General features: G+C 37.9%; 24 protein-coding genes. 10 read left to right on the forward strand and 14 right to left on the reverse strand.

The window, feature by feature from the left end; translation table 11 throughout:
• Positions 1-38: 38 nt before the first annotated feature.
• Complete coding sequence (locus FEE95_RS12585) at positions 39-1,319, reverse strand: gliding motility-associated C-terminal domain-containing protein (protein WP_138658296.1); 1,281 nt, start codon at positions 1,317-1,319, stop codon at positions 39-41.
• Entirely contained in the window at positions 1,271-3,514 is a 2,244-nt protein-coding gene (locus FEE95_RS12590) for a hypothetical protein (protein ID WP_138658297.1), read from the reverse strand. Before FEE95_RS12590 ends, FEE95_RS12585 begins: the two co-directional genes overlap by 49 nt.
• 220 nt (positions 3,515-3,734) lie before the next feature.
• On the opposite strand from FEE95_RS12590, the gene yiaK reads away from it, so the two are divergent.
• From yiaK to FEE95_RS12620, 6 genes are all read left to right on the forward strand, one after another.
• Entirely contained in the window at positions 3,735-4,748 is a 1,014-nt protein-coding gene (gene yiaK / locus FEE95_RS12595) for a 3-dehydro-L-gulonate 2-dehydrogenase (protein WP_138658298.1), read from the forward strand.
• The gene (locus FEE95_RS12600) at positions 4,748-5,770 is read left to right on the forward strand and encodes a Gfo/Idh/MocA family protein (RefSeq protein WP_138658299.1); all 1,023 of its coding nucleotides are present in this window, start codon (positions 4,748-4,750) and stop codon (positions 5,768-5,770) included. Before yiaK ends, FEE95_RS12600 begins: the two co-directional genes overlap by 1 nt.
• 7 nt (positions 5,771-5,777) lie before the next feature.
• Positions 5,778-6,143 (forward strand): DoxX family protein, encoded by a 366-nt coding sequence (locus FEE95_RS12605; RefSeq protein WP_138658300.1) that lies wholly within the window; start codon positions 5,778-5,780, stop codon positions 6,141-6,143.
• A gap of 131 nt (positions 6,144-6,274) precedes the next feature.
• Positions 6,275-7,231, forward strand: a complete 957-nt coding sequence (locus FEE95_RS12610) for a Rossmann-fold NAD(P)-binding domain-containing protein (RefSeq protein ID WP_138658301.1) — start codon at positions 6,275-6,277, stop codon at positions 7,229-7,231.
• Positions 7,232-8,689 carry a threonine synthase gene (gene thrC, locus FEE95_RS12615; protein ID WP_138658302.1) on the forward strand — a complete coding sequence of 486 codons (1,458 nt, stop codon included), beginning with the start codon at positions 7,232-7,234 and terminating at the stop codon, positions 8,687-8,689.
• Between the two features lies 1 nt (position 8,690).
• Positions 8,691-9,632, forward strand: a complete 942-nt coding sequence (locus FEE95_RS12620; RefSeq protein WP_138658303.1) for a phosphotransferase — start codon at positions 8,691-8,693, stop codon at positions 9,630-9,632.
• Here the strand turns inward: FEE95_RS12620 and FEE95_RS12625 are convergent.
• Together FEE95_RS12625 and FEE95_RS12630 are read right to left on the reverse strand one after the other, a co-directional pair.
• Positions 9,626-10,573 carry an EamA family transporter gene (locus FEE95_RS12625; protein WP_138658304.1) on the reverse strand — a complete coding sequence of 316 codons (948 nt, stop codon included), beginning with the start codon at positions 10,571-10,573 and terminating at the stop codon, positions 9,626-9,628. The genes FEE95_RS12620 and FEE95_RS12625 overlap by 7 nt on opposite strands.
• A complete protein-coding gene (locus tag FEE95_RS12630; RefSeq protein WP_138658305.1) occupies positions 10,570-11,793 on the reverse strand; it encodes a M14 family metallopeptidase in 1,224 nt (407 codons plus the stop codon). Before FEE95_RS12630 ends, FEE95_RS12625 begins: the two co-directional genes overlap by 4 nt.
• A 75-nt stretch (positions 11,794-11,868) precedes the next feature.
• Here FEE95_RS12630 and rlmF point away from each other — a divergent pair, with 75 nt between their 5' ends.
• Positions 11,869-12,726 carry a 23S rRNA (adenine(1618)-N(6))-methyltransferase RlmF gene (gene rlmF / locus FEE95_RS12635; RefSeq protein ID WP_138658306.1) on the forward strand — a complete coding sequence of 286 codons (858 nt, stop codon included), beginning with the start codon at positions 11,869-11,871 and terminating at the stop codon, positions 12,724-12,726.
• Positions 12,727-12,768: 42 nt separating this feature from the next.
• On the opposite strand, the gene FEE95_RS12640 is transcribed toward rlmF, so the two are convergent.
• The 4 genes from FEE95_RS12640 to FEE95_RS12655 all read right to left on the reverse strand — a co-directional run bounded on the left by FEE95_RS12640 (position 12,769) and on the right by FEE95_RS12655 (position 17,243).
• Positions 12,769-14,124 (reverse strand): DEAD/DEAH box helicase, encoded by a 1,356-nt coding sequence (locus FEE95_RS12640; RefSeq protein WP_138658307.1) that lies wholly within the window; start codon positions 14,122-14,124, stop codon positions 12,769-12,771.
• A 65-nt stretch (positions 14,125-14,189) separates the two neighbouring features.
• Positions 14,190-15,743, reverse strand: a complete 1,554-nt coding sequence (locus tag FEE95_RS12645) for a DEAD/DEAH box helicase (RefSeq protein ID WP_138658308.1) — start codon at positions 15,741-15,743, stop codon at positions 14,190-14,192.
• Between the two features lie 122 nt (positions 15,744-15,865).
• Positions 15,866-16,549 carry a 3-keto-disaccharide hydrolase gene (locus FEE95_RS12650; protein ID WP_138658309.1) on the reverse strand — a complete coding sequence of 228 codons (684 nt, stop codon included), beginning with the start codon at positions 16,547-16,549 and terminating at the stop codon, positions 15,866-15,868.
• Between the two features lie 37 nt (positions 16,550-16,586).
• Positions 16,587-17,243 carry a class I SAM-dependent methyltransferase gene (locus FEE95_RS12655; RefSeq protein WP_238474570.1) on the reverse strand — a complete coding sequence of 219 codons (657 nt, stop codon included), beginning with the start codon at positions 17,241-17,243 and terminating at the stop codon, positions 16,587-16,589.
• Positions 17,244-17,390: 147 nt separating this feature from the next.
• On the opposite strand from FEE95_RS12655, the gene FEE95_RS12660 reads away from it, so the two are divergent.
• Positions 17,391-17,990: a hypothetical protein gene (locus tag FEE95_RS12660; RefSeq protein WP_138658310.1), complete on the forward strand. Its 600-nt coding sequence runs from the start codon at positions 17,391-17,393 to the stop codon at positions 17,988-17,990.
• A gap of 5 nt (positions 17,991-17,995) precedes the next feature.
• Here FEE95_RS12660 and FEE95_RS12665 read toward each other — a convergent pair whose 3' ends face one another.
• From FEE95_RS12665 to FEE95_RS12685, 5 genes are all read right to left on the reverse strand, one after another.
• Positions 17,996-19,150 carry a hypothetical protein gene (locus FEE95_RS12665; protein ID WP_138658311.1) on the reverse strand — a complete coding sequence of 385 codons (1,155 nt, stop codon included), beginning with the start codon at positions 19,148-19,150 and terminating at the stop codon, positions 17,996-17,998.
• Positions 19,151-20,248: 1,098 nt separating this feature from the next.
• On the reverse strand, positions 20,249-21,043 hold the full coding sequence (locus FEE95_RS12670) for a hypothetical protein (RefSeq protein ID WP_138658312.1): 795 nt from the start codon (positions 21,041-21,043) through the stop codon (positions 20,249-20,251).
• Positions 21,044-21,169: 126 nt separating this feature from the next.
• Positions 21,170-21,868 (reverse strand): DUF2490 domain-containing protein, encoded by a 699-nt coding sequence (locus tag FEE95_RS12675; protein WP_138658313.1) that lies wholly within the window; start codon positions 21,866-21,868, stop codon positions 21,170-21,172.
• A 69-nt stretch (positions 21,869-21,937) separates the two neighbouring features.
• Positions 21,938-23,467, reverse strand: coding sequence for a T9SS type B sorting domain-containing protein (locus tag FEE95_RS12680; protein ID WP_138658314.1), 1,530 nt, complete (start codon positions 23,465-23,467; stop codon positions 21,938-21,940).
• A 231-nt stretch (positions 23,468-23,698) separates the two neighbouring features.
• Entirely contained in the window at positions 23,699-24,151 is a 453-nt protein-coding gene (locus tag FEE95_RS12685; protein WP_138658315.1) for a cold shock domain-containing protein, read from the reverse strand.
• 231 nt (positions 24,152-24,382) lie between these two features.
• Here FEE95_RS12685 and FEE95_RS12690 point away from each other — a divergent pair, with 231 nt between their 5' ends.
• Positions 24,383-25,018, forward strand: a complete 636-nt coding sequence (locus FEE95_RS12690) for a GntR family transcriptional regulator (protein WP_138658316.1) — start codon at positions 24,383-24,385, stop codon at positions 25,016-25,018.
• 15 nt (positions 25,019-25,033) lie between these two features.
• The gene (locus tag FEE95_RS12695; protein WP_138658317.1) at positions 25,034-25,405 is read left to right on the forward strand and encodes a hypothetical protein; all 372 of its coding nucleotides are present in this window, start codon (positions 25,034-25,036) and stop codon (positions 25,403-25,405) included.
• A gap of 3 nt (positions 25,406-25,408) precedes the next feature.
• On the opposite strand, the gene FEE95_RS12700 is transcribed toward FEE95_RS12695, so the two are convergent.
• On the reverse strand, positions 25,409-26,269 hold the full coding sequence (locus FEE95_RS12700; RefSeq protein WP_138658318.1) for a DUF1295 domain-containing protein: 861 nt from the start codon (positions 26,267-26,269) through the stop codon (positions 25,409-25,411).
• Positions 26,270-26,280: the final 11 nt, after the last annotated feature.

The following is a 26,280-nucleotide window of genomic DNA, read 5'->3' on the forward strand; positions in this document are numbered from 1 at the left end:
GATACGTTGACATACCATCATTCTTTTTCTAGTTTGGGTTACCGGTTAATGTATAGGAAGTCTGATTGTTTTTTGATTTTTCCATCTGGAGTTTCATAGGAAAGGACATAGAAGTATACACCTTCGGGCAGTTGGTCACCTTTAGACACGGCAGTGACACTTGTGGATTCTCCACTGAAGAAGCGACCTCCTTTCCCATAGTCCTTTGTCTTGTAGACTATTCCGCCCCATCGGTTGAAAACTTCTAGCTCGTTCGCTATCATCTTGTCAAGACCGTTAATGATGAAGACATCATTTTCGCCATCGCCATTTGGTGTTAGCGCATTAAAAATCTCAATGCCATCTTCAGCATTTGGATCGCTGTTGTTTTCCTCTAGATAGTCAGGAATACCGTCGTTATCAATATCTCCCAATTCATCTAAAGTCAGCACACCATCCCCATCATCATCATCATCTAAATAATTGGGAATACCATCACCATCTGAATCGTCATTGGTTGGGTTTCCATCGCCATCAATATCTTCATCTATGGTATTTACTCCATCTCCGTCATCATCCATATCAAGATAATCGGGTATGCCATCTTCATCTGAATCGTCATTGGTTGGGTCTCCATCTCCATTTGTATCTTCATCTATGGTGGGTATTCCATCACCATCATCATCGATGTCTAAATAGTTGGGAAGCCCATCTGAATCAGTATCATCATTGGTAGGGTCTCCATCCATATTGACATCTTCGTCAATAGTATTTATAGTATCTCCATCATCATCTAAATCTAGATAATCAAGAATTCCATCGGAATCACTATCGTCATTTAAAGGGTTTCCATCTCCGTTTACATCTTCGATTTCAGTGATTACATGGTCGTTGTCATCGTCTATATCCTGAAAATCAGGAATACCGTCTTCATCACTATCTTGCAATGTGTAATTGATTGTCTGCGCATCTGGTTGACTTTGCACTTGATCCGGAATTCCGTCCGTACCAAATGGACCATCAAGAATACCATCATTGTTCGGGTCTTCCGCCCCACTTCCAGATTCCACTGCATCTAAAATCCCATCTCCATCGGCATCTAAGTCCATTCCATCTACTTCTCCGTCCATGTCAGTATCCCTATTCGGGTCACCTTCTTCTTCTAAGGCATCAGGAATACCATCGTTATCATCATCTAAATCATCCGCATCAGGTACACCATCTCCGTCAAAATCACGTACATTAATCATGATGTTGACCAATGCTGAATTTGAATCGCCATTACTGTCGTTTAAAGTGTATTGAAAAACATCAGCTCCGAAGAAATTTCGTTCGGGCACGTATTCAAAAACTCATCACTAATCTCTGTGACAGTGCCATTGGAAGGCTGTGAAGTAATATCGTAATTGTCGGTATCTCCGCCATCAAGGCCAATAAGGTCGTTAAGAGAAACATCAATTTGATTGTCAAGGCCTGCGGAACTATTCTGGTTAATTTCCAAAACATCATTCGAAGCGACAGGAATTGTATTGGAATCTCTATAATCTACATCGGCCCCAGGAGATTGTTTGTCTGGTAAAATCGTAGGGTCGTCTATATTTCCATTGACATCTGTATAGCCATTTGTAATATCTGTAACGGCATCTAATCCATCTTTATCTAAATCACTTTGAGTAAGTTGAAGTTCCGTTTCAAAAGTATCAGTTAAGGTGTCGTTATCACTGTCTACATCCAAGAAATCAGGGAATAAATCACCATCTTTGTTTACGGGATTCAATCCCCCTGGATAATTGATGTCAACACCTTCAGCATCAAAAATGGCAGCTGGTGATACATAGGAATTTGTTAGTTGGGCCTCTATATTATCAGGGATACCATCTCCGTCAGAATCAAGGTCATCTTGATTAATAATCCCATCTAAATCAATATCGAATTGGTCGCTGATGTTATCGTTATTAAAGTCAACAAAGCCTGAAAAATCGATATCCGCAAAATCAAAGATACCATCTCCGTCTTCATCTGCCATTGGAAAGAGACCCTGCTGTTCTACAGAATCAAGAATACCGTCATCATCGTCATCAAGATCGTCAAGATCAATAACCCCATCCCCATCGATATCTTGACAGCCATCAGAAATTCCATTTAAATCTGCATCAGGACCAACCTCTTGGAAATCAGGAACTCCATTTGTAAAAAGATCTCTCGGTGTGGTATACCCTTGATCCATTTCACCGCTGGTAACAGCACCAAACATATTTATAGTGACAGGAAAGGCTGAACCCAAATACCCATCTGGCATCGCCCCAGGAAGCGCATCTATAAAACCTGCTTCTGAGGTATCATAGCAACCATCTTTATCAGAATCTAGCTCTAATCTGTCTGGAGTGAAGTTATTATCGGTATCGGTTTCACTAAAACGGTACCTACCACTATTTTCTTCCCCTGGCCCTTGCAAGTTATCTATCATACCATCATCACTAACTGCACCTATGATTCGCCCATCTTTATCAATGGGTTGTCCATGGCCAGCTTCAATAGCGTCGTAGATTCCATCGTTATCGGAGTCAACATCCTGATAATCTTTTATACCATCACCATCAGTATCAGGTGCAAATTCAAATTGAAGATTGATATCTGGAGCATTAAAACTTGAAATCGAACATTCATCGAAAAAAAGCGAATATTGTCTTGCAAAAGCCTGCTCGGTGGTCTTAATCAACTGAAATGTAAAATCTACGCTTTCAACGTTATTGATTTGCCAGAAACCTTGATATAAAGGATTAGTTCCAATGGAATTTTGATTAGCTGTACCATCTGCAGCAAATTCAATTACTCCTCCACCCATATCGACAACGTCAATAGCAGTAGGGTTGTCAAGCGCATAAATACTTGGGCTATAGACTATATATGATTCCTTAACCACGTCTGAGGAATCAACGTCGTTAATTATCCCTCCAAAACTTTCTATCATTCTTGGGTTGTTGGTACCAGCGTCTACAAAACGAATATTGTATGTAATTCTTGGCTTTCCTATGCCGGAAAAAGTCATGTTGGGTTGAAATGCATCCACAAAACCTTCGTCAGTGTCATCAAGTTCATTAATAACCCCATCTACCATTTCAACTATGGTAAGCAAAGCGTCTGTTGCATCTATCGGGTTTACATCCGTAAAACGAAATACTTCACCCACCTCAAATAAACCATCACCATCACCAGACTCCTCTACAAAGTCAATGAATTTAAGTCTTGAGCCATTACACGTAAGAGGGTCGATTTGGACACCACCGACTTCTTCGTAATCTGATATTCCGTCATTGTCGTCATCTTGATCCTCTTCATCAGGAATACCGTCTCCATCAAAATCCATAAAGAATTCTTCCAGTAACATACTGGACTTTGATGCTATGTTACTTTCTATTACAAAATCACTATTTTTAGAAAAGAAGTTGGTTTCGAAAGTATCAGAAATTGATCCAAAAATTAAGCTTATTAGCGCTAAAGAAGTAAAAGTGCTTCTTAAATAATAAAAGTGCATTTTTAGTTGGGTTATGTGTTTAATCCATCTAAAAACGCCGATGTATTACAAATATTGTCGATGAACTACATAATTTGTAGTATTTTATTTACAATTTTTGATATGAAATAATGTATTGGTTTAAAGCCTATTGCCGTTTCTCTGTATTTTACTGATGAATAATTCCATTTAAGTTGACAGGAATTTTTGAATTTTACCTTTTAGTTACAAAAGCAAAAAAATGACCATAATTTCATATAAAAAATTAATGTCGGTATTTGAATCGATACTTTTAAAAACAGGATTATCAAATACCGATGCTACTCGCTGTGCAAAAATATTTGCGGATTCCACTGTGGATGGCTATCATTCCCATGGAATTAATCGTTTCCCTGTATTTCTTAAAACCATAACCGATGGTTATGTTAAGTTAGACGCTAAACCCAAACTTCAATTGTCACTTGGTAATTTCGAACGTTGGGATGGACGATTAGGTCCTGGGCCTTTAACGGCTCACTTTTGTATGAATCGAGCCATCGAACTGGCGAAAGAAAGTGGAATGGGCTGCGTTGCGCTTCAAAACGGTAGCCATTGGATGCGTGGAGGATCTTACGGGTGGCAAGCTGCGGAAGCGGGCTGCATAGCCATGTGTTTCACGAACACTATGCCCAATATGCCTTCATGGGGAGCTAAGGAGGCTAACACGGGTAACAATCCGTTGATTATGGCTGTACCAAATACCGAGGGGCACATAGTTTTGGATATGTCGCTATCACAGTTCTCTTATGGGAAAATGGAAAAGTATGCGATGGATGGAAAAGAACTTCCTTTTGATGGCGGATTTGATTCCGAAGGAGAACCTACTACGGACCCAAAGGCAATATTAAGAACTAAGCGCCTTTTACCAACAGGGTACTGGAAAGGTTCGGGAATGTCAATTCTGGTAGATTTAATGGTTACGCTACTTTCTTCAGGAAAATCAACGGCAAAAATTGGGGAACTCGAAGCGGAGTATGGACTTTCGCAGGTATTTATTTGCTTTGACACCGAACAAATGAATGATGGAGCTAGGCATAAGGAGTTAGTTGATGAAATTATTAATCACATCACCAATGCTATGTCTGAGCAAGAAGGAAAGTCTATCGAATATCCGGGTAGCCAAACCGTGAAAAGAAGAACTGAACATATGAAAAATGGTATTCCCGTAAATGACAAAGTTTGGGAAGAACTCCTCGCTTTACAAAATCAAACATAATGAAAAGAAAAATTAAGGCCGATAAGGTCAGATGGGGTATCCTTGGTGTTGGTGATGTTTGTGAAGTAAAAAGTGCTCCCGCCATGCAGAAAATAGCCAATTCCGATGTGGTTGCTGTTATGCGACGTAGCGGAGAAAAGGCTAAAGATTATGCGGAACGACATGGAGTGGGTACCTGGTATGATAATGCGGATGAATTAATCAATGATCCGAATGTAAATGCTATCTATATCGCAACGCCCCCAAATGCTCATAAAGATTTGGCAATTAAAGCGGCCAAATCTGGTAAGCCGATATATGTTGAGAAACCTATGGCCCGGACAACTGTTGAGTGCCAAGAAATGATAGATGTATGTAAACAGGCTAATGTCCCTTTATACATTGCCTATTACCGAAGGAAACTTCCCAACTTTGAAAAACTGAAATCGTTTTTGGATGACAATGCTATTGGTGATATCAGAATGGTAAATGTACAAATGTTCAAAACGCTCGACCCAGATATTGTTGCAAACATCACGTCTTCAATGCAGACGAATTGGCGTATAGACCCGAACGTTTCTGGTGGTGGTTACTTTTTTGATTTGGCAGCACATCAATTGGATTATTTGGATTATGTTTTGGGACCTGTTAAATCAGTGGCAGGTTTTGCAGGAAATCAAGCCAGAAAATATCATGCCGCTGACATTATCTCTTCGAGTTTTGTTTTTCAAAATGGAATCATTGGCTCTGGTTCTTGGTGTTTTACCGTTGACGACGTATCAGAAAAAGATCAAATGACCTTTATTGGTTCGAAGGGACAAATAACGATCTCATTCTTTGGAGAGCCGAAGATTTTTCTTGAAAAATCTGGTTATCCTTTGGAAACTTTTGAGTTTGAACTCCCCTATCACATCCAACAACCCTTAATACAGACCATTGTTGATGATTTGTTAGGATATGGAATATGCCCTAGTACGGGCGATTCGGCCATCAGAACCAATTGGGTTATGGAACAGATGACCAAGAATTATTACGCTAAATAATATATTTATGAAAATAGTATGGAAAGTTTTACAGGTCTTATTATCAATTTTCTTGATTTATGCAGGAATACAACATTTTTTAAAACCTGAATTCTACGAACCCTTTGTACCAACTTTTCTTCCAGCAAAGACAATGATGGTTTATGCATCGGGAATTGTTGAAATCGTATTGGGTGTTTTGATGTTTATTCCAAAGTACACTAAACTAGGTGCAACGGGAGTGATTTTATTGATGCTGATTTTCTTACCTATTCATATTTCAGATGTCTTTTCTGATATTCCAGCAATTGGAAACCATGATGCAGCTCTCATACGATTGCCCTTCCAGTTTTTGTTTATCGCCTGGGCTTATGCGGTTCGCAGGTTCGTATAAAAACAAAGAGGAATTTTTCATTTTTTAAAAGCAGTACGGACAATCGCTATATGCTGAACTGACAAAAATTGGTTTGGTGTATGGAGATTTTTTCTTTATGCCTACTTTTAATGCTGCAAAGAAAATTCTTTATGACTACAGTAATTGAACTAGAAGAAATCAAATCCCTTTTAAAAAATGTAGATGTGGTTACCGCTATGTCCGAAGGGTTTGTTCAGTATAGCAATGGGAATACAGTTGTGCCACCAGTTGGTGAGCTTTTATTTGATAATCCTCCAGGAGATGTTCATATAAAATATGGATATATTAAAAAAGACGATTTCTATGTCATTAAAATTGCTTCCGGTTTTTACGAAAATAAGAATTTAGGACTCCCATCTAGCCAGGGCATAATGTTGTTATTCAATCAAAAGACAGGACAAACCGTAGCCGTTTTGTTGGATGAAGGATACTTAACTGATGTACGAACTGCTGCTGCCGGAGCTGTTGCTGCCAAATATTTTGCACCAAAAAATATTGAAGGCATTGGTATTCTAGGAACGGGCATTCAAGCTAAAATGCAATTGCAGTACCTTCAGAAAACCAAACCATGTAAATCCGTTTGGGTTTGGGGAAGAACAGCTGAGAATGTGCTTCGGTTTAAAGAAGAAATGGGTGATAAATTCGACATTCATATTGCAGAATCAGCGCTCGACGTTACCCAAAATTGCAATTTGATTGTAACCACTACCCCATCTGAACTAGCCTTAATTACAGCTGATAATATTCGACCAGGCACTCATATTACTGCAGTGGGTTCCGATACATCAGAGAAACAAGAGTTGGACGGCTCTGTTCTTAAAAAAGCGAATATCGTTGTGGCCGACAGCATTCCACAAAGTAAAAGTAGAGGCGAGATTTACCAAGCAGTCTCTAATGGGTTTATTACCGAAGATAAAATCATGGAACTGGGGAATGCAATTCAAAATTCCGATTTACAACGGACTAGTGAAGAACAGATAACTGTTGTTGACTTAACCGGAGTTGCTGTTCAAGATATTATGATTACAACCGCTGTTTATGAAAAATATAAAGAAGAAAACGCCTAGATGATGCAATTTGTAAGCAATACAGGCGGAGGAATTCCAGTAGATTTGGAAACTGCTATTCTTGATGGTTTTGCTTCCGATGGCGGATTGTATGTCCCTTCAGAACTTCCTAAGATATCTTTGGAGCAACTAAAAAAATGGAGGGATTTAGCCTATGTAGATTTGGCCTTTGAAATTTTATCTCTTTTTATTAACCGCTCCGTCATTTCGGAGTTTGAATTAAAGAAATTGCTGAAGGATGCCTATACTCCTTTTGAGAAGCCTGAGGTAATTCCACTATACAAAATGGAGTCTCAAAAGGACATCCATATCATGGAATTGTTTTATGGCCCTACTATTTCTTTTAAGGATGTTGGTTTGGCCTTCCTTGTGAATTTGGTGGATTTCTTTTTGAAGAGGAAAAATGAATTTAAATCACTCATAGTCGCGACTACAGGCGATACAGGACCTGCAACGGCCTATTTTACCGCTGGGAAGTCAAATTTATCTGCCTGGGTATTATATCCAAAAGGATTGATTACTGAAGAACAAGAACGGCAGATGACTACTTTGACGCATTCAAATATTCATCCCGTAGGAGTATCGAATTGTCTTGATGGAGGAGATGACCTGGATTTGGTGATTGCAAATCTGTATGCGAATATTCAGTTTAAGGAGAAAGTCCATTTGTCTAGTGTAAACTCCATCAATTGGGGTCGTGTAATGATGCAAACAGTTCATTATTTCTACGGATACCTAAAAGTTGTGGAGACTATCGGAGAAGAAATCAATATGTCTGTACCTTCTGGAGCATTTGGGAATTTATGCGCAGGCGGATTAGCTCGTAAAATGGGATTACCCATAGATAAATATGTAATCGCAAATAACACGAATGCCTGTCTCCATCGGATATTTTCCGAAGGTGTGTTTTCAAAACAACCCATTTTTGAAACGCCTTCTTCAGCCATTGATATTCTGATACCCTATAACTTTTGGCGCTTTTTGTATTTCTGTGTAGATGAAGATGCAACCAAAATTAAAAAGTGGTCTGATGAATTTAAGACATTCGGGAAAGTTGAGTTTGATAAAGAAACCCTTGCGGCTTATTCTGAGGGATTCTTGACCGCAAGCATTTCGGATGAACGAACACTTGAGGTAATCAAGGAAGTATATACTACTGAAAACTATTTGCTTGATCCGCATGGAGCAGTGGCTCTAGCGGCCGTACATGACTTAAAAGATATACTTGGGGATAAAAAATTAGTATGTTTAGCTACTGCTCATCCTGCGAAATTTCCGCAGGTTATGAAAGATGCTTTGCAGGTAAAAACTATTTCTGAAAAGGGAAAACACCCTTCCATAGAAAAAGCCAAAACACTCCGTGAAAAAGTATATTTGATTGATTGTTACCATTTGGAAGAAGAACTCTTGTGCCGAATGAATGCCGACTGGGATTTAAAACATAATACACACAATTAGCATGTCCCAGTATTCTGTATTAAACCAACATAATATTGATGAAATTTGCGATTGGTACGACATCGAAAAGGTAACATCATTTTCAGTTTTAAGTGGGGGTTCAGAGAATACAAACTATCTCGTCACCGCCGAGAATCAACGCTATGTTCTAACTATTTGCGAACAAAAAACAAAACAAAGTGCTCAGGAGTTAGCCTATTTATTAGAGTACCTGGCGCAAAATACATTCAAAACTTCAAAACTATTACGGACAGTTACCGATGAACCTATTTCTAATTGGAAGGGCAAACCAGTAATGCTAAAGGTGTTCATTGACGGAGAGATTATCGAGAACCTTACCGCCACTTTGCTAGAGACTATTGGTACAGAGATAGGAAGATTACATAAAATAGAAGCTCCTAGTTATTTGCCAAAAGTGTTGGCCTATGGAAAAGAGTATTTCCGCGAAGTTAGCACCTACGCTGCCGGTTCAGCCTTTGAAGCGTGGTTAAAGGAAATCGAGGATTATATAGAACCCTACTTTTCAGAAAACTTACCCAAATGCCTTATCCATAGTGATATTTTCTTCAGCAATATTGTAATAAATCCAGCTGAAAATGATGTTTGTATTATGGATTTTGAAGAGGCTGCAAATTACTTTCGCATTTTTGATATCGGTATGACTTTAGTCGGACTCTGTTCTGATGAAGAAACCTTGAACCTAAATAAAGCCAATAATCTTCTTAATGGCTATCAGAAAGAAATCGAATTAAATGAATTAGAAAGGTTTTCACTACAAGCATTCACTGTTTACGCTGCTGCTTCAATGACTTTTTGGAGACATCGAAATTTTAATCATGTCAATCCTGACCCGAAAATGTATGACCATTATTTAGGATTAAAAGTTATCGCAGACGCTGTGAAGGATATTCCAAGGAACAATTTTTCAGGAATTTTCTACTGATTGTCATTATCAGTTTTAGAAGACACCTTGCCAAATCTTGAAAAAAGGGTCAATTTCTTCTTCGTATTTATGAAATAAACTCCTGTTAACAATACTGCCGCTGCAATAATCGACTGTAAGGTAATTTGTTCGTTTAGAAAATACCATCCCAATAGTAAAGCAATAATAGGATTCACATAAGTTGAAGTAGCTACCTTCTCGGGAGAAACTTGCCGTAATAGATAGTTAAAAGATGTGAAGGCTATAATGCTTCCAAAAACAATCAATAGCAGCATTGTATAGATTACCTTTGGGCTCCATTCTATAGGAAAAGACCAAGGTTCACTGAAGGCAAGACTGAACCCAACGAGCATAATTCCACCTGTAAACATTTGATAACCTGTGTTGACCAAATAGTTTTTTGGTAAGTCCGCTTTACCGACAAAAAGACTTCCATATCCCCAGCTAATCATGCAGAAAAGAATCATTACCATGCCTAAAATGGAGTTCTCTTGGTTTAAAATCTGCTTCTGACTTACCAAAAGATAAATCCCGACGATTCCTAAAAACACCCCTACCATTGACATGAGTTGAATCCTTTTACCCTGAAAAATCAACATCAGTATAAGTACGACTAGGGGTTGTGCAGATATTTCAAGCGCTGCCAAACCTGTGTCTACATATTTCAAGGCCCATACGACTACCCCGTTTCCGAAGCTCAGAAATAGGAAACCAGCTATCACGGTATTTAAAAGCTGTTTTCTGGTAATGGCGATTGAAACTCCAACAAATTTACAAATCACAAAAATCAAGAGTCCTGCAGTGATAAAACGGACCGCAGCCAACATAAAGGGAGGCAATTCCGTTACTGCTATTTTATTCAATAGATAGGTAGACCCCCAAATGACATAAATGGAGAAAAAAGCGAGAACAACTAAAAGGGTATTTTTGGATTTCTTCATTCGGCAAGTAGCAATTCCATCATGGCGCGAGCTGATTCTCTTCCTTTGGTAGCAATAAAATCCCTTGGCGTGTCATCGCCAATTTCGTAGGTGATACCGGTAGCTCCAAATTGCCGATTGAACCAAGCGCTTGAGGTAGGTCTTTCATTCATACCTGGACTTTCATTAATATCTTCTAATCCTACGGCAACTCTAATCTTTTCGAGCCAAGCTTTCGTAAATTCAGGTATCTTTCTTTCAATGCTCTGGTCTGGGGTATAGTACACATCCCGATAGGTAGAGTGAAAATCAAGTCCGAGCACCACATCATTCTTGTTGCTTACGGTTTCGCCAACCATATGACTTGTAACCTGCGCTATTTCTGGTTGATGATATTGACTCCAATCCCTATTTAAGTCAACTCCCCCTGTATTATGACGATAGTGTCCCAAATCAACTCCATCAGGATTCATTAATGGGTATACCATCACACGATACTTTTCTAAAAATCCATTGTCAGCTCCTTCTTCGATTATAGTTTCTACAAACGATTTCATACATAAAAAACCAGTAACTTCAGGTGGGTGTTGTCTGCTAATAATCAAAACAGTCGGCTTTTTCTCATAAGTACCTTTTGTTAAATTCAAATGGTATAAGTCTCTACCCAAAGCACTCTTGCCTGCTGATTTTTGAGTTACCGAAGTGTTCTGTGCCATTTTCTTCACCCATTCTCCTACCCTTCTATGGTCTTGTATTTCTTGGGCTGCTACCCATAAAGTATCTTTTCCGACTTTCAACTTCAATTGGGCGTTAGTACTATCTACATTTCGTTGCACCAATGTTGAATCAAGTAGAGTCCAGTTTTCTCCGTCTTTACTAAGTTTTGGCGAATACCGATGTTTTGCTCCGTTCGAATATTCCAGATTAAGGTAGACATCACGCTCCGTTTCCGAACATAGTTTAAAGGCAAACCAAGGACTTGGGTTTATGGGAAAGTTCTCAGGCCAGATGTTTACAGTATAGGTGGAATCATTGTCTTGAGTCATGCTATTTAGTCTTGCTGCTGGAAAGTCGTTGCGGGCGCTTAGTCCGTCAAAATGATAAATCTTTTTCTTTTGATAAGAAATAGGCCGTTTGGTCGTGTCAACAGGTCTCGCATATTCATGCTTTGAGGCTGTTAAAGAAGATGTGCTTTTGCAGCCAAGGCTCAGCACGAATAGCAATAGCAGTATTTTTTTCATGGATGGTTTTAAAGCAAAACTAAAGTAGGGAAATTTATCAAGTTAAAAGCTACCTTTACTGTCAACTTTCTACCTATGCACCCCAGTAATATTCACAATACTCCTTATGATTTTGAGGCCCTTTCAGGAAAGCATCCTGAGCTTAGTTCTTACGTTTTTAGGAACTCCAATGATGCTCAAACTATAGATTTTGCGAATCCGAGTGCAGTTTTAGCTTTAAACAAGGCCATTTTGAAGCATTCTTACGGATTGGTAGACTGGAATATTCCAGAAGGCTATCTATGTCCACCAATTCCTGGTCGAGCAGACTACATACATCATATCTCCTCTATTTTGAAAGAAGAAGGGATTGATGGGACAAGTAAAGGCTTGGATATTGGTGTGGGCGCCAATTGTATTTATCCCATTTTAGGGGCTCAAATATATAATTGGCAAATGGTTGGAAGTGATATAGACGAGAAGGCCGTACTAGCTGCAAGGTCGAATGTAGAAAGCAATCCTCAAATATCTAAATCCATAGAAATAAGACATCAGAAGGATAATGCGAATATATTTAAGGGTGTCATTGAACCTGATGAATATTTTCATTTTACACTATGCAATCCACCTTTCTACAAGTCTAAAGAACATGCGGAAAAAGAAACGATAAAAAAGCAGAAGAATCTGGGTTATTCCGAAGAAACCAAACGTAATTTTGGCGGACAGGCCAATGAACTTTGGTGTAATGGTGGTGAAGCTCTCTTTTTAAAGCGGATGATAAAGCAAAGTGTGCATTTTAAAAAGCAAGTAGGTGTCTTTACGTGTTTGGTTTCGAAATCTGAGCATTTACCAAAAATTAAAAAACAATTAAAGAAACTCGCGGCAGAATATTACACTGTTGAAATAGAACATGGGAATAAAAAAAGCAGAATTATAGTCTGGAAATTTAATTAATGTTTAGAATTATATGAATTAGTATAATTAATTTAATTTTAACTATTTACGTTTATTTCTTTTGTTGTAGTTCTTATCACCTTTGGTCTTTCGTTTTTTATATTTTTTCTCGATGATTCGTTTGTAAGAACCGCCTTGGTTGATACGCTTATTTTTGTCCTTTTTCTCATGAAAACTAGCGCCGCGCTCATCATCCTTCGATGATTTCCCCGGATTATCACGCTCCTTTATTTTCGAAGTTTCGGCAGGAGTTAATCTTGTGGCGATTTCAACAGCTTCTGGAAGTTTGAGTTGTGGTATCTCATGCTTCATTAAATCTTCAATTGCTTCTTTGGCCGGTTTCTCCTTTTCTGTAAAGAATAAAAGAGAAGCGCCTTTTTCTTCCGCCCTTCCAGTTCTGCCTATTCGGTGCATATAGTTTTCAGGGAATATGGGCGTATCAAAGTTGATAACATGTGAGATTCGGTCTAAATCCAGTCCGCGCGCCATGACATCAGTTGTAATCAATATTCTGTTCTCTCCTTCTTCAAATTGTTTGATAGAACGGAGTCGATAGTTTTGTGTTTTGTTGGAATGTACGATGCAGGCTTCACTTCCGAAGAATTCATCAATTTCCGTGAATAATCTATCTGCCGTTTTTTTGTTTAAGGTAAATACTAAAACTTTGCTAAAGAGATTTTTATCCTTAAACAATTCAACTAATAAATTAACCTTAGTGTAAAAGTTGGGCACTGCATAACAATGCTGTGAAATGTTGTCTAATGGAGTTCCACTAACAGCAATTGTAATCTTTCTTGGGGCTTTGAAATAGTCATTGATAAGTTTGTCTACCTCTTGCGTCATGGTCGCAGAAAACATGATGTTCTGACGGCGTTGCGGCAGTAGGTCCATAATATTGGTCAATTGAAACCGAAAACCTAAATCAAGCATGACATCTACTTCGTCAATCACCACTTTTTTGATGGACTTTGTTCGCAATGATCCACTAAGCATCAAATCATATAATCTTCCAGGAGTGGCAACAATAATATCTGCACCTTCTGCTAAGGCCTCTTTCTGGCTGTTAATGTTGGTTCCGCCATAAACACCTAGGGTAGTAAGTGAGGTGTACTTTCCAAATTTCTCGATTTCCTCGACTACTTGTACTACTAATTCCCGCGTAGGCACTAAAACCAAAGCCCTTGGATGTTTTTCCTTAGAAAAAGGAAGCATTTGCAGAATAGGAAGCATGTAGGCGAAAGTTTTCCCAGTACCGGTTTGCGCAATACCCACCATGTCATTCCCTGAAAGAATGACCGGAAATGATTTGGTCTGTATAGGTCTCGGATGTTCGAAGCCTAAATCAGCAATGGTCTTTCGTAAGGGAGTGGAAATTTTAAAATCGTCGAATGAAGACATGTATTATTGTTTTGAAAATCAAAGTATTTCAAAACAAAGGTACAACGCTTTATAAGTAAATACGACTAGTCTAATGGAGGATGCCCATGAATCTTTTCAAAGACTTCATCAAAGTTCTGACGTAAATAGGCATTTAACTTCTTCTTGTAGTCATCTTTTAACCAAATAATGAAGTTACCCGTACTGCGGCTAATACACTTCGCGTAGGTCTGTATACGCTGGTCAATATCGTCCTTTAACATTTTCGCTAAACCGAGGGCATCATAGACATCTTCACTGTTTTCGATACAAATTTTTGCATGTTGTTCTATGGACCGCTCCAAAACGACCTTAGAAGATTCTCCCTTGCTTGTCGCATCTACATATACCTGCTTGATATCGAAGTATACATCTTCAGATTTTGAAAACTCCTCACGCAACTCATCTGGCATTTCATGTTTAAATCTACCTTCAATAGTTTCGTCATCTGCAATGCGGTCCATATAGAAATTGGGCGATTTGAAAATGGTCTGCCAATCTAAATCAGCACCCCACGGCCCAAAACGATACATGTTGTTTCCTAAGTCAATCACCGTAAACTTCGATTTATTATTCAAAATACGAGAACCACGACCAATCATTTGATAATACAAAGTCAATGATTTGGTGGCACGATTTAGAATTATCGTATCAATTGTTGGCTCATCAAAACCTGTGGTAAGGATACTCACTGAGGTTAAAATGGCATCGGGAGTTTCTTTAAACCATTTCAGAATCTGTGCACGTTGCTTTTTGGTAGCCGTATTATCTAAGTGCATAATGGGCAATCCAGCGGCGTTAAATGTATGATACACGTTGATGGAGGTATTAATTCCATTATTAAATATCAAGGTTTTCTTTCCTTTTGAATGCTTTTCATATGCTTTGAGAAGCTTTTCGAGCATTGCCGGACTAGAATATAAATCCTCAGAAGATTTCACTGTGTAGTCTCCATTGGAACCTATCTCAAGGGAAGTCAGCCCCATATCATATTGGAAAACTTCAGCTCGCGCCAGGAAATCGTTCTCGATAAGTGATTCAATCGTTTCACCAACAATAAGTTCATCGTAGTTACCTTTCATTGGTAACTCCTTATTTGAGCTCAAAGGCGTTGCTGTAACACCCAGAATAAAGGATTTCTCAAAAAACTTGAATAGCTTTGTGAAGGAATTGTAGTGCGCTTCATCAATAATCACCAAACCGACGTCAGAAATATCTAATTTATCATCATTTAGACGATTATTTAAGGTCTCGACCATGGCGACATAGCAGCTATATTCCGCTTGGTCATCCAAATCAGCCTTGCTATCAACTACCTTATTTGTTACACCAAAACCTGTAAGCATCTCAGAGGTTTGGCGGCATAATTCAACCCGGTGTGTCATGACTAGCACCTTCTTGTTATGCTTTTTCAGATATTGCCGCACCATTTCAGAGAAAATAACTGTTTTTCCTCCTCCTGTTGGTAATTGATATAGTAGATGATGGTCTTCGGGTGCAGTTTCGAACTTATCGAAAATCTGGCTAATAGCACCTTGTTGGTATTCGTAAAGTTCTTTGTCGGTTTTTTTATTCTGTACTGCTGTTGCAATTTCCGCCATATTGTCCTTTTCTTTTTCCGGACTGCAAAAATACAGCTTTATAAGGGTTTACGGAATTATTACGTCGAAACTATCAAAGTAATCGCTATCGGATATATGCAATACATCGAAAAAACTAAAATTTATTCGGTCAGTTGCGAAATTGGAGTAAGCACTACTTTTCTGAATTCAACTTCAGCCCCCTCGGCTTGAAGGGCAATTTGACCTTTATTGGCCGTGGCATTATACCCATGGTTGACCAAATCTCCATTTACCCAAACTTTTAATTCGTTATTTAAGCATTCTATGGACATGCTATTCCATTCCCCTAAAGGTTTTTCAGAACCATCGGTCAAATTCAATATTCTTCGTTTCTTGCCTTCTGTAATACCCCATTCCGATTTTGGTCCACGGCGTTCTAGCATATTATCGGTCGTAATGTCTTCGACGATACACCAAAAGTCTCCAGCATTTTCATGCATCATTTGTACTTCAATAGATTTTGGAAACATCTTGTACAAAGACCTAGGAGTGGATGCAAATACTAAAACACCACAATTACCCGGTTGTCCGGCAAAACGATATTCGACTTCCAATCTAAAATCTTTGTAGACGTCGTCTGTAATAATATGCCCTTGTGGCGTACCCAGACTCACAAGCATTCCATCTCGGACTATAAAAGGATTACGAGCGTCTGGTATACTATCCATTTTGGGAACATCAATGTGCCAGCCGGTCAAGTCTTTTCCATTGAAAAGGCTTTTGGAGTTTTGCGAAGAACATGATACAAGTATACTTAGTGTGAATAAGATGATTGGATTTTTCATAATTGGAAAAATATTGAGCTATGTTGGTTAAATTCTACTAGCCAGTTGGAGTTTGTTCGGCAACAACTATCCACATTTGTTTTTCTTCATTCTCTTGCCAATCACCAAAATCCTTGACTTCTTTGGTGACAGTAAACCCCGCTTGCTTAAGTTCTTCTTTTACATACTTTGATGATAGGGTATGTCCTCTTGCCTGTTCTTCCCTACTTTTTCCTCGCTTTTGTTCTTTTAGTTTTTCAAGAATAAGCACTTTTCCACTAGGTTTCAATGCTTTTTTGATATGACCTAAGACTTCCATGTAACCATCTATTTCGTGATAAGTATCCATCACAATAACCACATCTAGACTTCCTTTGGGTAATTTTGGATTGTCATAATCGCCTAAAATCACTTCTATGTTCCGTACTTTCCGCACTTTTGCATATTGCTTAAGCTTTTCCAACCGATATCCTTCAACATCAACAGCGAAAACCTTTCCTGACTCCCCTACTCTTTTTGATAAATGAAAACTTAGATATCCCTCATGACATCCTATGTCAGCAACTTGATTCCCTTTTTCTATCCCTGCAAAATCAAAGATTTCAGAAACATTCATCCATGTATCCCTATCCTCCCAATCTTCTTGTGAATATTGGGCAGCAGCATTACTCAAACAAAACAAAAGAATATTTGCAAAAAGAAACTTCAGTGACATTTCTCTAAGATATTATATAAAGGTGTATATCGCTATTAAATTTCTCTTAAAGACCGTCTTTTAATCGTAGAAGATGAGCAGTTGATTGAATTTAACTATCCATATCTATTAGAATCCTTATATTTCGCTTTCGAGAAAAATTACGCTATGAAATTGAAATTACTCCTATTGCTACTTTTTTTTGTAGTAAAAACAAATGCTCAGGATACATCACTTCGAGTTGAAACCAAAGATATTCCGAATCGTTTGGCATTTTATGCTGTCAATGAAAATGAACAGGATTTTGATGTTCAAATAAAAATATCGGGCACAAACTTTAGGCAAAGTCAAGGCCGCCCTAGATGGATACGTGTTCCAGCAGCATCTAAAGTACACCTTAAGACAATCGTTTTGACCAGAGGGAAAAAACCAAATTACACCTATGATTTATTGGTTAATGACAGTCTCTCGAGGCGAGCTTTGAAAAAAGAATTTGAACGGATTAAAATAAAGCCAAAGAAACCGATTACGCTTTATATAACAGACGCATGCCTTACTTGTGACAGTATTGTGAATCCATTGGATGCAAGCAATTATAAGTATATCAAACACCTGCTAAGCGAAAAGCCTGAAATTGTAGATCAGTTGAAAAGCTACTTACCGGCCCCAATTGATTCTATCAAAGCACCTATCCTCAATATAGGAGGACGTTTGTTCACACAAATTGAGACTTATGACAAGTTACTGGAGGAATTAAATAAAGAATAGGTACTTTATTTAATGTTCCCTTGTGTTACCGTAAAATCAAAAGTTGCCTTCTCTTTTGTGGCCAACCAGAAGTTCTTTGTACTTCCCCAAGAGGCGTCCGGAGCAGCTTGTCTTGAGAAATTATCAAGATTTGAGGTGACTTCATCCATCTTCTCTTGTGATATGGCTTCTGTGGAAATAACAATAGTGAGTGCTTTGAATACTTTTTGAGAATCAGCTGTTGAGGGTACTCGTGCGCCATGTTCGTTGATAAGGTCCTGTGCGGTATAGATTCCTATGGCATCCGCCGTAAACTGACCATAAGCCTGTGTGCCTTCGGGATTTACCGCCACCTGAATAGGTTCAAGTTCATCAGCTCCTATTAATCCCATTGCATAAAGTTCTAAGTCGCCATAGATAACGGAATTTCCTCCATTAGCAAAAGCACCGAATCCATTTTGTCCGTTGAGTTTTCCTTGATAGGTGTTGTTGCCAAGGTCTTCGATTTCGTCAAAGCCACCCAGTTGTCCTGCAACGCTGGCATAGCCCCAATGACCACCTACGGTTGTCGGAATAATTCCTTTATTACCCCAAGAATGTGCTATTTCGTGCAAAAAGGGTCCACTTTTAATATATTCTGTTCTTGGCATATAAATGATGCTTTTCAATTTCCCTTCGGAACCATAAGTCGCAGAATTATCATAGGTATTTGACCCAAGCCCCTGTACTTGATTTTGAACCAAGGTAGATCTGCCGAAAAACAAGTCCGGCGGTTTTACAGCTTCTACAGATAGAATAATGATATAATCAAAATCATCTTTAAAATACTGATATGCTTTTTCGGAAACCTGCTTCAAATTCCCTTCTCCTTCAAGAAATAGATTGTAGTCTGATTGTGGTAAAACATAATTGGCAACCGACCTAGTGGCATCAAGAGTAAAGTCTTGATTAAATACAACGGCACCTGTTGGGGGTATATCCATGGTGTCAGAAGAGTTATCATTTGAAGTGTCGTCGTTTGAGCTGTCATCATTCATTTCTTCAGTATCCTCAGAAACTGCATCCTCCTGTTCAGTAAGTATACTTGCATCTTTACTGCATGACGTGATATAAAATAGAAATGCGAAAACAAATAGATAAGGTAGTGTAAACGAAATACGATGTGGGCCAATAGTTTTCATTGTTGGGACATTTGGAATAGGTCCTTATATAACCCCTTTTCTTCTTATTTATTTCCTTGGGAAAATAATACTCGATAAAGTGCAATTGATAAAAGCCCTACCCTATTTTGATTGCTTTTACTAAAGCCCGTTTGTTTGATTTCCATGTATTTTTATAATATCCTAAATTTTAACAGAAGAGTTGCTTTCGCAGATATTCAGTTTAAAATATTGGTAATCAATGTTTTAAATATTAATGGCTTATCGTTATAAATCAAATACTGTTAAATATTCCATAAAATGGTACCTTTTTATGCATAGTACTGTAACAAAAATATTTGCGACTCGTCTATTAGGTGTAAGTCAATTGGAAACAACCAAAAAACAATTCATCATTTCAATTCGACAGTTCAGAAACATCAATTAGAAAGAACGATAAAAAAACAACAATTTTACACCATCAATAAAAAACAACAGTATTATGAAAACTTTACATCCACATCAATTAAGACCAAAAGTATATTTCACATTAGGCTTTGGCTGGAATACAGATAGACTGTATGACCAAAGAATAAAAGGCAAGAATATTCAATCGTAATCGAACCATTAGTTAATAATCAATCATTTAAAAACAAACATCATGGAAATTTTAAACAAACAATACAAGCTTGGAAAGGAAATCACCAAAAGTAACACTTGGAACAACAGAAGAAGATTTAGATAAATCTATTTACAATCAAAATTCATCATCAATCACTTAAAAACAAACATCATGGAAAATTTAAACAAACATTACGTAGTAAAATCATCAGAAACATCAAAAAGCGACATCTGGAACAATAAACGCCGTTACAGATAGTCGAGGGTATAACCCTTTAAGACTAGAAATCATGAAAACAATCATCAATCAATCATCGATAGTATCAACAACCTCAGTATTTTTCTCAGAGTCTAATCATCTCGATAGAATTCGTTGGACAGATTTAAAATGTTAACTCCGCTCATCACGGAATTTGAACCTATCAAAGTAAAGGCCCGTACTTCATCAAGTACGGGCCTTTATATTTTTGTATTAGCTTACCTCTACCCTAATGGGTACATTTCAGGTATATTTCAATTCTAGTCTTTCAAAGATATTTCTTCGTCTGTTCCATCAGGATATGTGAGGGTTGCGATATCATCGCAAGTTCCGTCTCCGAAATCAACATCCACTTTGAGTCCGTTTTTATTCAACTGCATAATTCCTTTTCCGACATAATCACAGGCTCCGGTAATTTCAAGGGCAGTGGTAATATTGACAACGTAAGTATTACCATCAGCCTTTACGGTCCAATCACCAGCTATGGTTAATCCGCTATTTTCCAGATTATTAAAATCAAAAACGAATCCTAGAGTTTTAGATCCTGTTTCCTCAATTATAGAACCATCTTTAAGCTTAATGCTCATATCACTTGTCACCGAGAATGAAAGTCCGCTTTGACCATCACCACTAATTATGAAGCCTCGGGTTCCATTGATTTCATAATCACCAACCATCAAATCCGTATAGGTTGCTGAAAAAGAGTTTTCTTGCCCCTCAGTATAGGCTATGCTTATACTACCGGTAATCATTTCTCCACCTTCGTAGCTACAGTTATCGAAAGTAACGGTAAATCCAGTATCTGTGAATTCGGTTACATGACAATCTTCTAATCGAGATGATTTACCTGATATTCCACTATTGAAAACATCTGCGATAATATTATCGGCAGCTCCAGATATATCGTCAGTATTTAAAATTGTTTTCACTTCAGTTGAAGACACTTGTTGGTCTTCCACCTGCGGGTTATAATCATCTTCGCTACAGCTAAAAACAACTAGAGCAAGACCACTGAAAAGAAGAAACTTGGTTGCTGATTTAAATAAGGTTTGCATTCTATTATAGATTTAAAGGGTTACATCTATAATTCTGAACGGAACAACATAAACTTTAGTGTTTTTTAGGACTAACAAACGACGAATGACACAAAATATTAACAAAATTTATGTTTATCTTAAAACTTAAAGATTTTCGAAAGTATATTTATACTTCAAACCGATAATATGCTGATTATCAGAATTTTCATTATTGATGTCACTTTCACGACGATAGTATACTCCCAAATCCCCAGCTTTTTTAAAGCTATACGATGTACCTAGGGTGATACGATATTTATCAAGCTCGGTGTCTTCGTTTTTTTCGAATCTACTGAATAGTTCCACAGCCAATTCAGGATCAAGTGGCCAGTTTTTGATTTTGTATTCAACCCCAGTTTTAAAACGAAGTCTATTTATGGGAAAGTTATCTTGGTCGTCTGATACTCCAAGTTCTCTTTTATTTTGATAACGCAATCGATACCCCAATCTAATATCACCAAGCTTATGTTTGTAATCCGCATCAATGTGAAACCTGAAATGGTTCTCATACCCCTGAATTCTTCCTATATTATCATTTTCACGAATATACCTCAGTGCTAGTGCTATCCTAAACCCTTTCAATAACTTCCGTCTGACAAAAAATTCGGAGAAGTATTCATCTACTACAGAAATATTAGATTTCAGTCGAAACTGACCTTCCAACCCCAAATCCCAATTATCATCCAAATCGTAACCAAGCTGTAGCGATGTCCATGAAGCTAAATCATTTTCTTTTTGCGCAAAAACAGAGGTGAATGTCAAGATAAGCACAAGTGCGGGGTACAAAACTTTAGTAAACTTCATAGTTATGCAACTTTAATACTTATGAAATAGTATACCAAAACAAATAATAAATTGATTTGCTACGATAATCTATCGTTTCAATAGAAAATAGCCTTTAATCGCAGGAGCGTTTACCAGTTCGACAGAATACCAATATGAAGCGGCTGGAAGATTTTTTCCGTTTAGTGTGCCATCCCAGCCTTGCCCCTCTCCTAGTTGCCTTAACAGCTTACCGTAACGATCATAAACAAAGATTTTATTTACACTAATGTTCTCTGTTGAATTAATGGTCCATAAATCATTGAATCCATCATTGTTAGGAGTAAAAAACTTTGGAATTTCATTTTCCAAATTCATGGGATCAGGGCCTTCAATCCTAAATGAAATAATTGGGCAAGTTTCAGAAATTTCATCCCCTTTGTAAGTATCAACCTTTACATATATGGTGGCTCCTATGGGAAGGTCATCTGATAATTCATATGTGGTGCTATTTCCTACATCTTCCATACTTAAAATATCGGTGCCATTCAAAGAGGTTCCAATTGATAGTATAAACCCATCAGTATTCGGTACTTCGCTCCATTCAAATGTGGTATTCGGACTCACCCCAGACGAACGGTTGACAGGAAAAACCCATTCGGAACAATCTGGCAATGGTAAAGGGTCTCCAGTTGTAAAGGTGATAGCTTCACAACCCACAGCATTGCCTTGAGCGTTATATGGAATCATTGTAACAAAATATCTAGTGCGCGGTTTAAAATTTGGTGGTTTAAAATTAGTGCCATTTCCAACATCTTCTTCCCTGAGAATGAATTCCCCATCAGCTTCATCCTCCCTAATGGTCATAAGATAACCCGTGGCGGTGAAGTCTCGAATCCAAGTTATATTCGCATTTACAGGAACCAGTTCCGTACCGTCTTGAGGATTTATAATTTGGGTACATCTAGGCACCGTTGCACTTGTGGTGGTAAATCGAAGCTCAGAACAGGATGTATTGCTTCCGGAAGCATTGTACGGTGTAATTACAATAAAAACCGCGGTGAGAACTGCGAATCCGCCTGGGTATTGGTATGAGTTAGTATTACCAACATCTAAATCATCAATGATGTCATTACTTCCTGAGGAGCTTCCTATTGTAATACGATAGCCTGTGGCGTTGGTAGAAGTTGTCCATTCGATTGCAGTATCCAAAGGCACATCGACAGCTCCTTCTATAGGTACGACTAAGCCAACGCAATCAGGAACCTGAGTAGTCGTAGTCGTAAAACTTACTTCCGCGCAATTGATATTTTGCCCATCAGTATTTTCAGGAATGATTTTGACAAAAATGGTCTGTCCAAGGGGTAGGTTATTGGGTAAATCATATTCGGTAACATTACCGACATTTACATTATCTAAAATATCGGTTGCCCCCGAAGAAGTGCCAGCAACTAAAACATAACTTTCAGCTCTAGCGGATGCAACCCATTCAAAATTGATATCCAAGGCAACATTGGTGCCGCCATTTGAAGGAATGCTCAAGGCAGCACAAGCGGGAGTTTGGCTAAAACCATTCCAGGACCAGCAAACAAGTGCTATTAAAAAAACAGTCTTGGAGGAAAAAGGAATTCCCATTTTCATAGTACACTTTCTTCTTGCGAGCGGATGAGATCGTGTTCTTTTGAACTAAAATAAAAGTACATATACTATATAACCGCCGCTCAACCTATTTTCTTTTTTAGGCAAACAACTAATATAGAAAAAATATGTTACGGGAATATCACGACTATTATTCTGAGGCCCATAATAACATCAAAACCCAATGAATATGTATATATCAGGATATAAGGTCGTGAATAAATTTAATGAAGTTTAGGTTTTCTTTACACGAACTGCATTCATGCCTTTCATACCTCTTTCAAGCTCAAAGGAAACTTTGTCATTCTCAGCTATTTCGTCAATCAAACCGCTAACATGCACAAAATATTTCTCGTTATTTTCAGAATCAATGATAAAACCAAAGCCTTTGGAAGTATCAAAGAAAGATACTTTTCCATTTCTGATGGGGTCTTCCTCTTCTTGTTCTTCTTTTTTTGGAATACCTAAAACTATACTTTCAGCATCAACTTTAACCTTTTTTGTCGGATCTGGGGGAGTGTCCGTGAAGTGTCCGTTTTCATCGACGTATATCAGTTGATCTTCGAAGGAAGCCCCAACCTTAGAATTTGCCTGACGCTCTGCTTTTTTCTTCGCTTTTTCCTCTCGTTTTTTTAATCGTTTTTTCTCACGTTCTTTTTTACCGTAAGTTTCTTGTGCTCTAGCCATAGTTTATCTTCTGTGTAGTTTTAAATTTTCAATAGCCAAATAGCGACGATTGAACAAAGGTTTAACTGCCTTTCAGGACTTTTTCAAATATAGCCCCGTAGATAGAGCTTAGCAAGAACTTTGCCAAATACTTGTTAACTATATGCCGTTTTTAGGTGAATTGACCACTTGTACCTGATGAAATACAACATAAATTTTATAAAATCGTATACGATATACTATATTTAGTGCATGTTAGTAAAGACTAGTTTTCGAGATCAGGTACGTGAATTTCTTCTTAATGAGATGAAACAAGGCAACCTGCATGAGGGACAAACCATAAATTTAGCGGCTCTAGCGCGTAAGCTTGATGTTAGTGTTACCCCTATTCGTGAGGCTCTTACCCAATTACAACAATCTCGTATTATAACGGCAGTCCCCAATCGTGGTTTCATTATTTCAGAACTGAGTCTAAAGGAAGCAAAAGATCTTTATGAATTAGTTGCCGATTTAGAGGTATTGGCTATCGAGAATTCTGAATTCGATACTGAATCAATTGAGCAACTCAAAACCCAACAATTGGTATTTAAAAATGCTGAAGATACGGTTGCTCGAATCAATGCAAAATTAGGCTTCCATAAGTTGCTTACTCAAAAGTACGGCAATAGCCTTGCCCAACATATTCTTGACGACCTAAAGATTCGCATTTTCTTTTACGAGCGAGAGTTTATGGCCGATGACCTATTGTATTCAAAGTCTGACAATCAACATGACGCTATAATCTCTGCTATTGAAGATGATAATGTACCTACTGCGGCTTTGGTGCTAAAAATGAATTGGATGCTTATTTTGGATTATATACAACGACAATTGTGGGAAGTTTTATAAGAACATTTCTATTTTATGGATCGAACAAAAGTAAAACTTCTTAATAATTATCAACTTATTCAATTAGCTCAGAACAACATATTGGATAAGGAAACTCTAATTCTTGTAAGGAAAGAAATAACTTCAAGGAATATTTCCACAATAGAGCTTAAAGAATTACAAAGACGCCATGATTCATCGCTAGATGGAGCACAGGCCCAGCTTAATGAGAATAACTGGCATCCTTTTTATACTGCCTTTTCCTGGAAGCGACACTTTAAACATATTGCCCTTTTAAAGGCATTCGGCAGAAATAAGGATGCAAAGGTTTATCAGCTTAATTTTTATGTTGGAATGGGAATGTATATGCTAATTTTTGTTCTCTTAATTTTTCTCATCGCTAAATAGCACCTACCAAAACTTAGGAATTAATTTCGGCACTCTTTTCTTGTAAGCCCCATACTTCGGTTTACGTTCAAGCATTCGGTCTTCTTTCAAGGGAATGGATATTACAATGAACAAGCATAACATCATGATTGAACCAACAATAGTAATTGCTGAGGTGCCGAATGAATATCCGATTAAGAAAATTCCAAACCAAAATATAATCTCTCCCAAATAATTCGGATTTCTTGATCGTCCCCAGATCCCAGCATCCAGTAGGTCTTCGGGTTTCGGGTCTTTTCTTTTTCGAAATTTAGCCAATTGATTATCTGCAAAGTACTCAAGGGCTACACCAGATAGGCAAATTAGCATTCCCACAAAGAATAACCATGTGTATTGCATTGTGGAGCCAAAAACATCAAATAATGGCCACATAGCCGAAAATACCATGGCAGTCGGGAAAAGATGTATGCCGAAAAAATTAACCAAAGGATAAAATGAGCCTGTTTGCTCGGCAAGGTCTCTATAGCGCCAATCTTCTTGCTCAAAACCGGACCAAGATCGAACCCAATTCAAGGTCAATCGCCAAGACCAAATACTTACCGTTAAAAACGTTAGCAAATGGTATATGGTGAGCGCCTGATAATTATTGTAACAAAGCAAAATGACAGTGTAGAAGGGAATTACGCTCCAATACGCATCATAAACTGAACTATTTTTTTTAATTACTGAGAAAACATAACACACAACAGTCATAACAAAACTGACCACCATAAAAACAAATATTTGACTGTTAATCGGTATGTATTTCCAAGTCAAAACGCCACTAAGACCTATTAGCATATAGATAGCAGCAATTTGTATGAGATGATTGGTTCTAGTTTTCAAATAGAAATATT

The sequence above is a fragment of the Maribacter algarum (ex Zhang et al. 2020) genome (assembly GCF_005885635.1).
GTDB classification, from domain to species: domain Bacteria; phylum Bacteroidota; class Bacteroidia; order Flavobacteriales; family Flavobacteriaceae; genus Maribacter_C; species Maribacter_C algarum.

Bases quoted from the DNA above. Each gene is read 5' to 3' on its own strand.
- FEE95_RS12590 (WP_138658297.1), bottom strand. From the start codon at position 3,514: ATGCACTTTTATTATTTAAGAAGCACTTTTACTTCTTTAGCGCTAATA.
- yiaK (WP_138658298.1), top strand. From the start codon at position 3,735: ATGACCATAATTTCATATAAAAAATTAATGTCGGTATTTGAATCGATA.
- FEE95_RS12600 (WP_138658299.1), top strand. From the start codon at position 4,748: ATGAAAAGAAAAATTAAGGCCGATAAGGTCAGATGGGGTATCCTTGGT.
- FEE95_RS12605 (WP_138658300.1), top strand. From the start codon at position 5,778: ATGAAAATAGTATGGAAAGTTTTACAGGTCTTATTATCAATTTTCTTG.
- FEE95_RS12610 (WP_138658301.1), top strand. From the start codon at position 6,275: ATGACTACAGTAATTGAACTAGAAGAAATCAAATCCCTTTTAAAAAAT.
- thrC (WP_138658302.1), top strand. From the start codon at position 7,232: ATGATGCAATTTGTAAGCAATACAGGCGGAGGAATTCCAGTAGATTTG.
- FEE95_RS12620 (WP_138658303.1), top strand. From the start codon at position 8,691: ATGTCCCAGTATTCTGTATTAAACCAACATAATATTGATGAAATTTGC.
- FEE95_RS12625 (WP_138658304.1), bottom strand. From the start codon at position 10,573: ATGAAGAAATCCAAAAATACCCTTTTAGTTGTTCTCGCTTTTTTCTCC.
- FEE95_RS12630 (WP_138658305.1), bottom strand. From the start codon at position 11,793: ATGAAAAAAATACTGCTATTGCTATTCGTGCTGAGCCTTGGCTGCAAA.
- rlmF (WP_138658306.1), top strand. From the start codon at position 11,869: ATGCACCCCAGTAATATTCACAATACTCCTTATGATTTTGAGGCCCTT.
- FEE95_RS12640 (WP_138658307.1), bottom strand. From the start codon at position 14,124: ATGTCTTCATTCGACGATTTTAAAATTTCCACTCCCTTACGAAAGACC.
- FEE95_RS12645 (WP_138658308.1), bottom strand. From the start codon at position 15,743: ATGGCGGAAATTGCAACAGCAGTACAGAATAAAAAAACCGACAAAGAA.
- FEE95_RS12650 (WP_138658309.1), bottom strand. From the start codon at position 16,549: ATGAAAAATCCAATCATCTTATTCACACTAAGTATACTTGTATCATGT.
- FEE95_RS12655 (WP_238474570.1), bottom strand. From the start codon at position 17,243: ATGTCACTGAAGTTTCTTTTTGCAAATATTCTTTTGTTTTGTTTGAGT.
- FEE95_RS12660 (WP_138658310.1), top strand. From the start codon at position 17,391: ATGAAATTGAAATTACTCCTATTGCTACTTTTTTTTGTAGTAAAAACA.
- FEE95_RS12665 (WP_138658311.1), bottom strand. From the start codon at position 19,150: ATGAAAACTATTGGCCCACATCGTATTTCGTTTACACTACCTTATCTA.
- FEE95_RS12670 (WP_138658312.1), bottom strand. From the start codon at position 21,043: ATGCAAACCTTATTTAAATCAGCAACCAAGTTTCTTCTTTTCAGTGGT.
- FEE95_RS12675 (WP_138658313.1), bottom strand. From the start codon at position 21,868: ATGAAGTTTACTAAAGTTTTGTACCCCGCACTTGTGCTTATCTTGACA.
- FEE95_RS12680 (WP_138658314.1), bottom strand. From the start codon at position 23,467: ATGAAAATGGGAATTCCTTTTTCCTCCAAGACTGTTTTTTTAATAGCA.
- FEE95_RS12685 (WP_138658315.1), bottom strand. From the start codon at position 24,151: ATGGCTAGAGCACAAGAAACTTACGGTAAAAAAGAACGTGAGAAAAAA.
- FEE95_RS12690 (WP_138658316.1), top strand. From the start codon at position 24,383: ATGTTAGTAAAGACTAGTTTTCGAGATCAGGTACGTGAATTTCTTCTT.
- FEE95_RS12695 (WP_138658317.1), top strand. From the start codon at position 25,034: ATGGATCGAACAAAAGTAAAACTTCTTAATAATTATCAACTTATTCAA.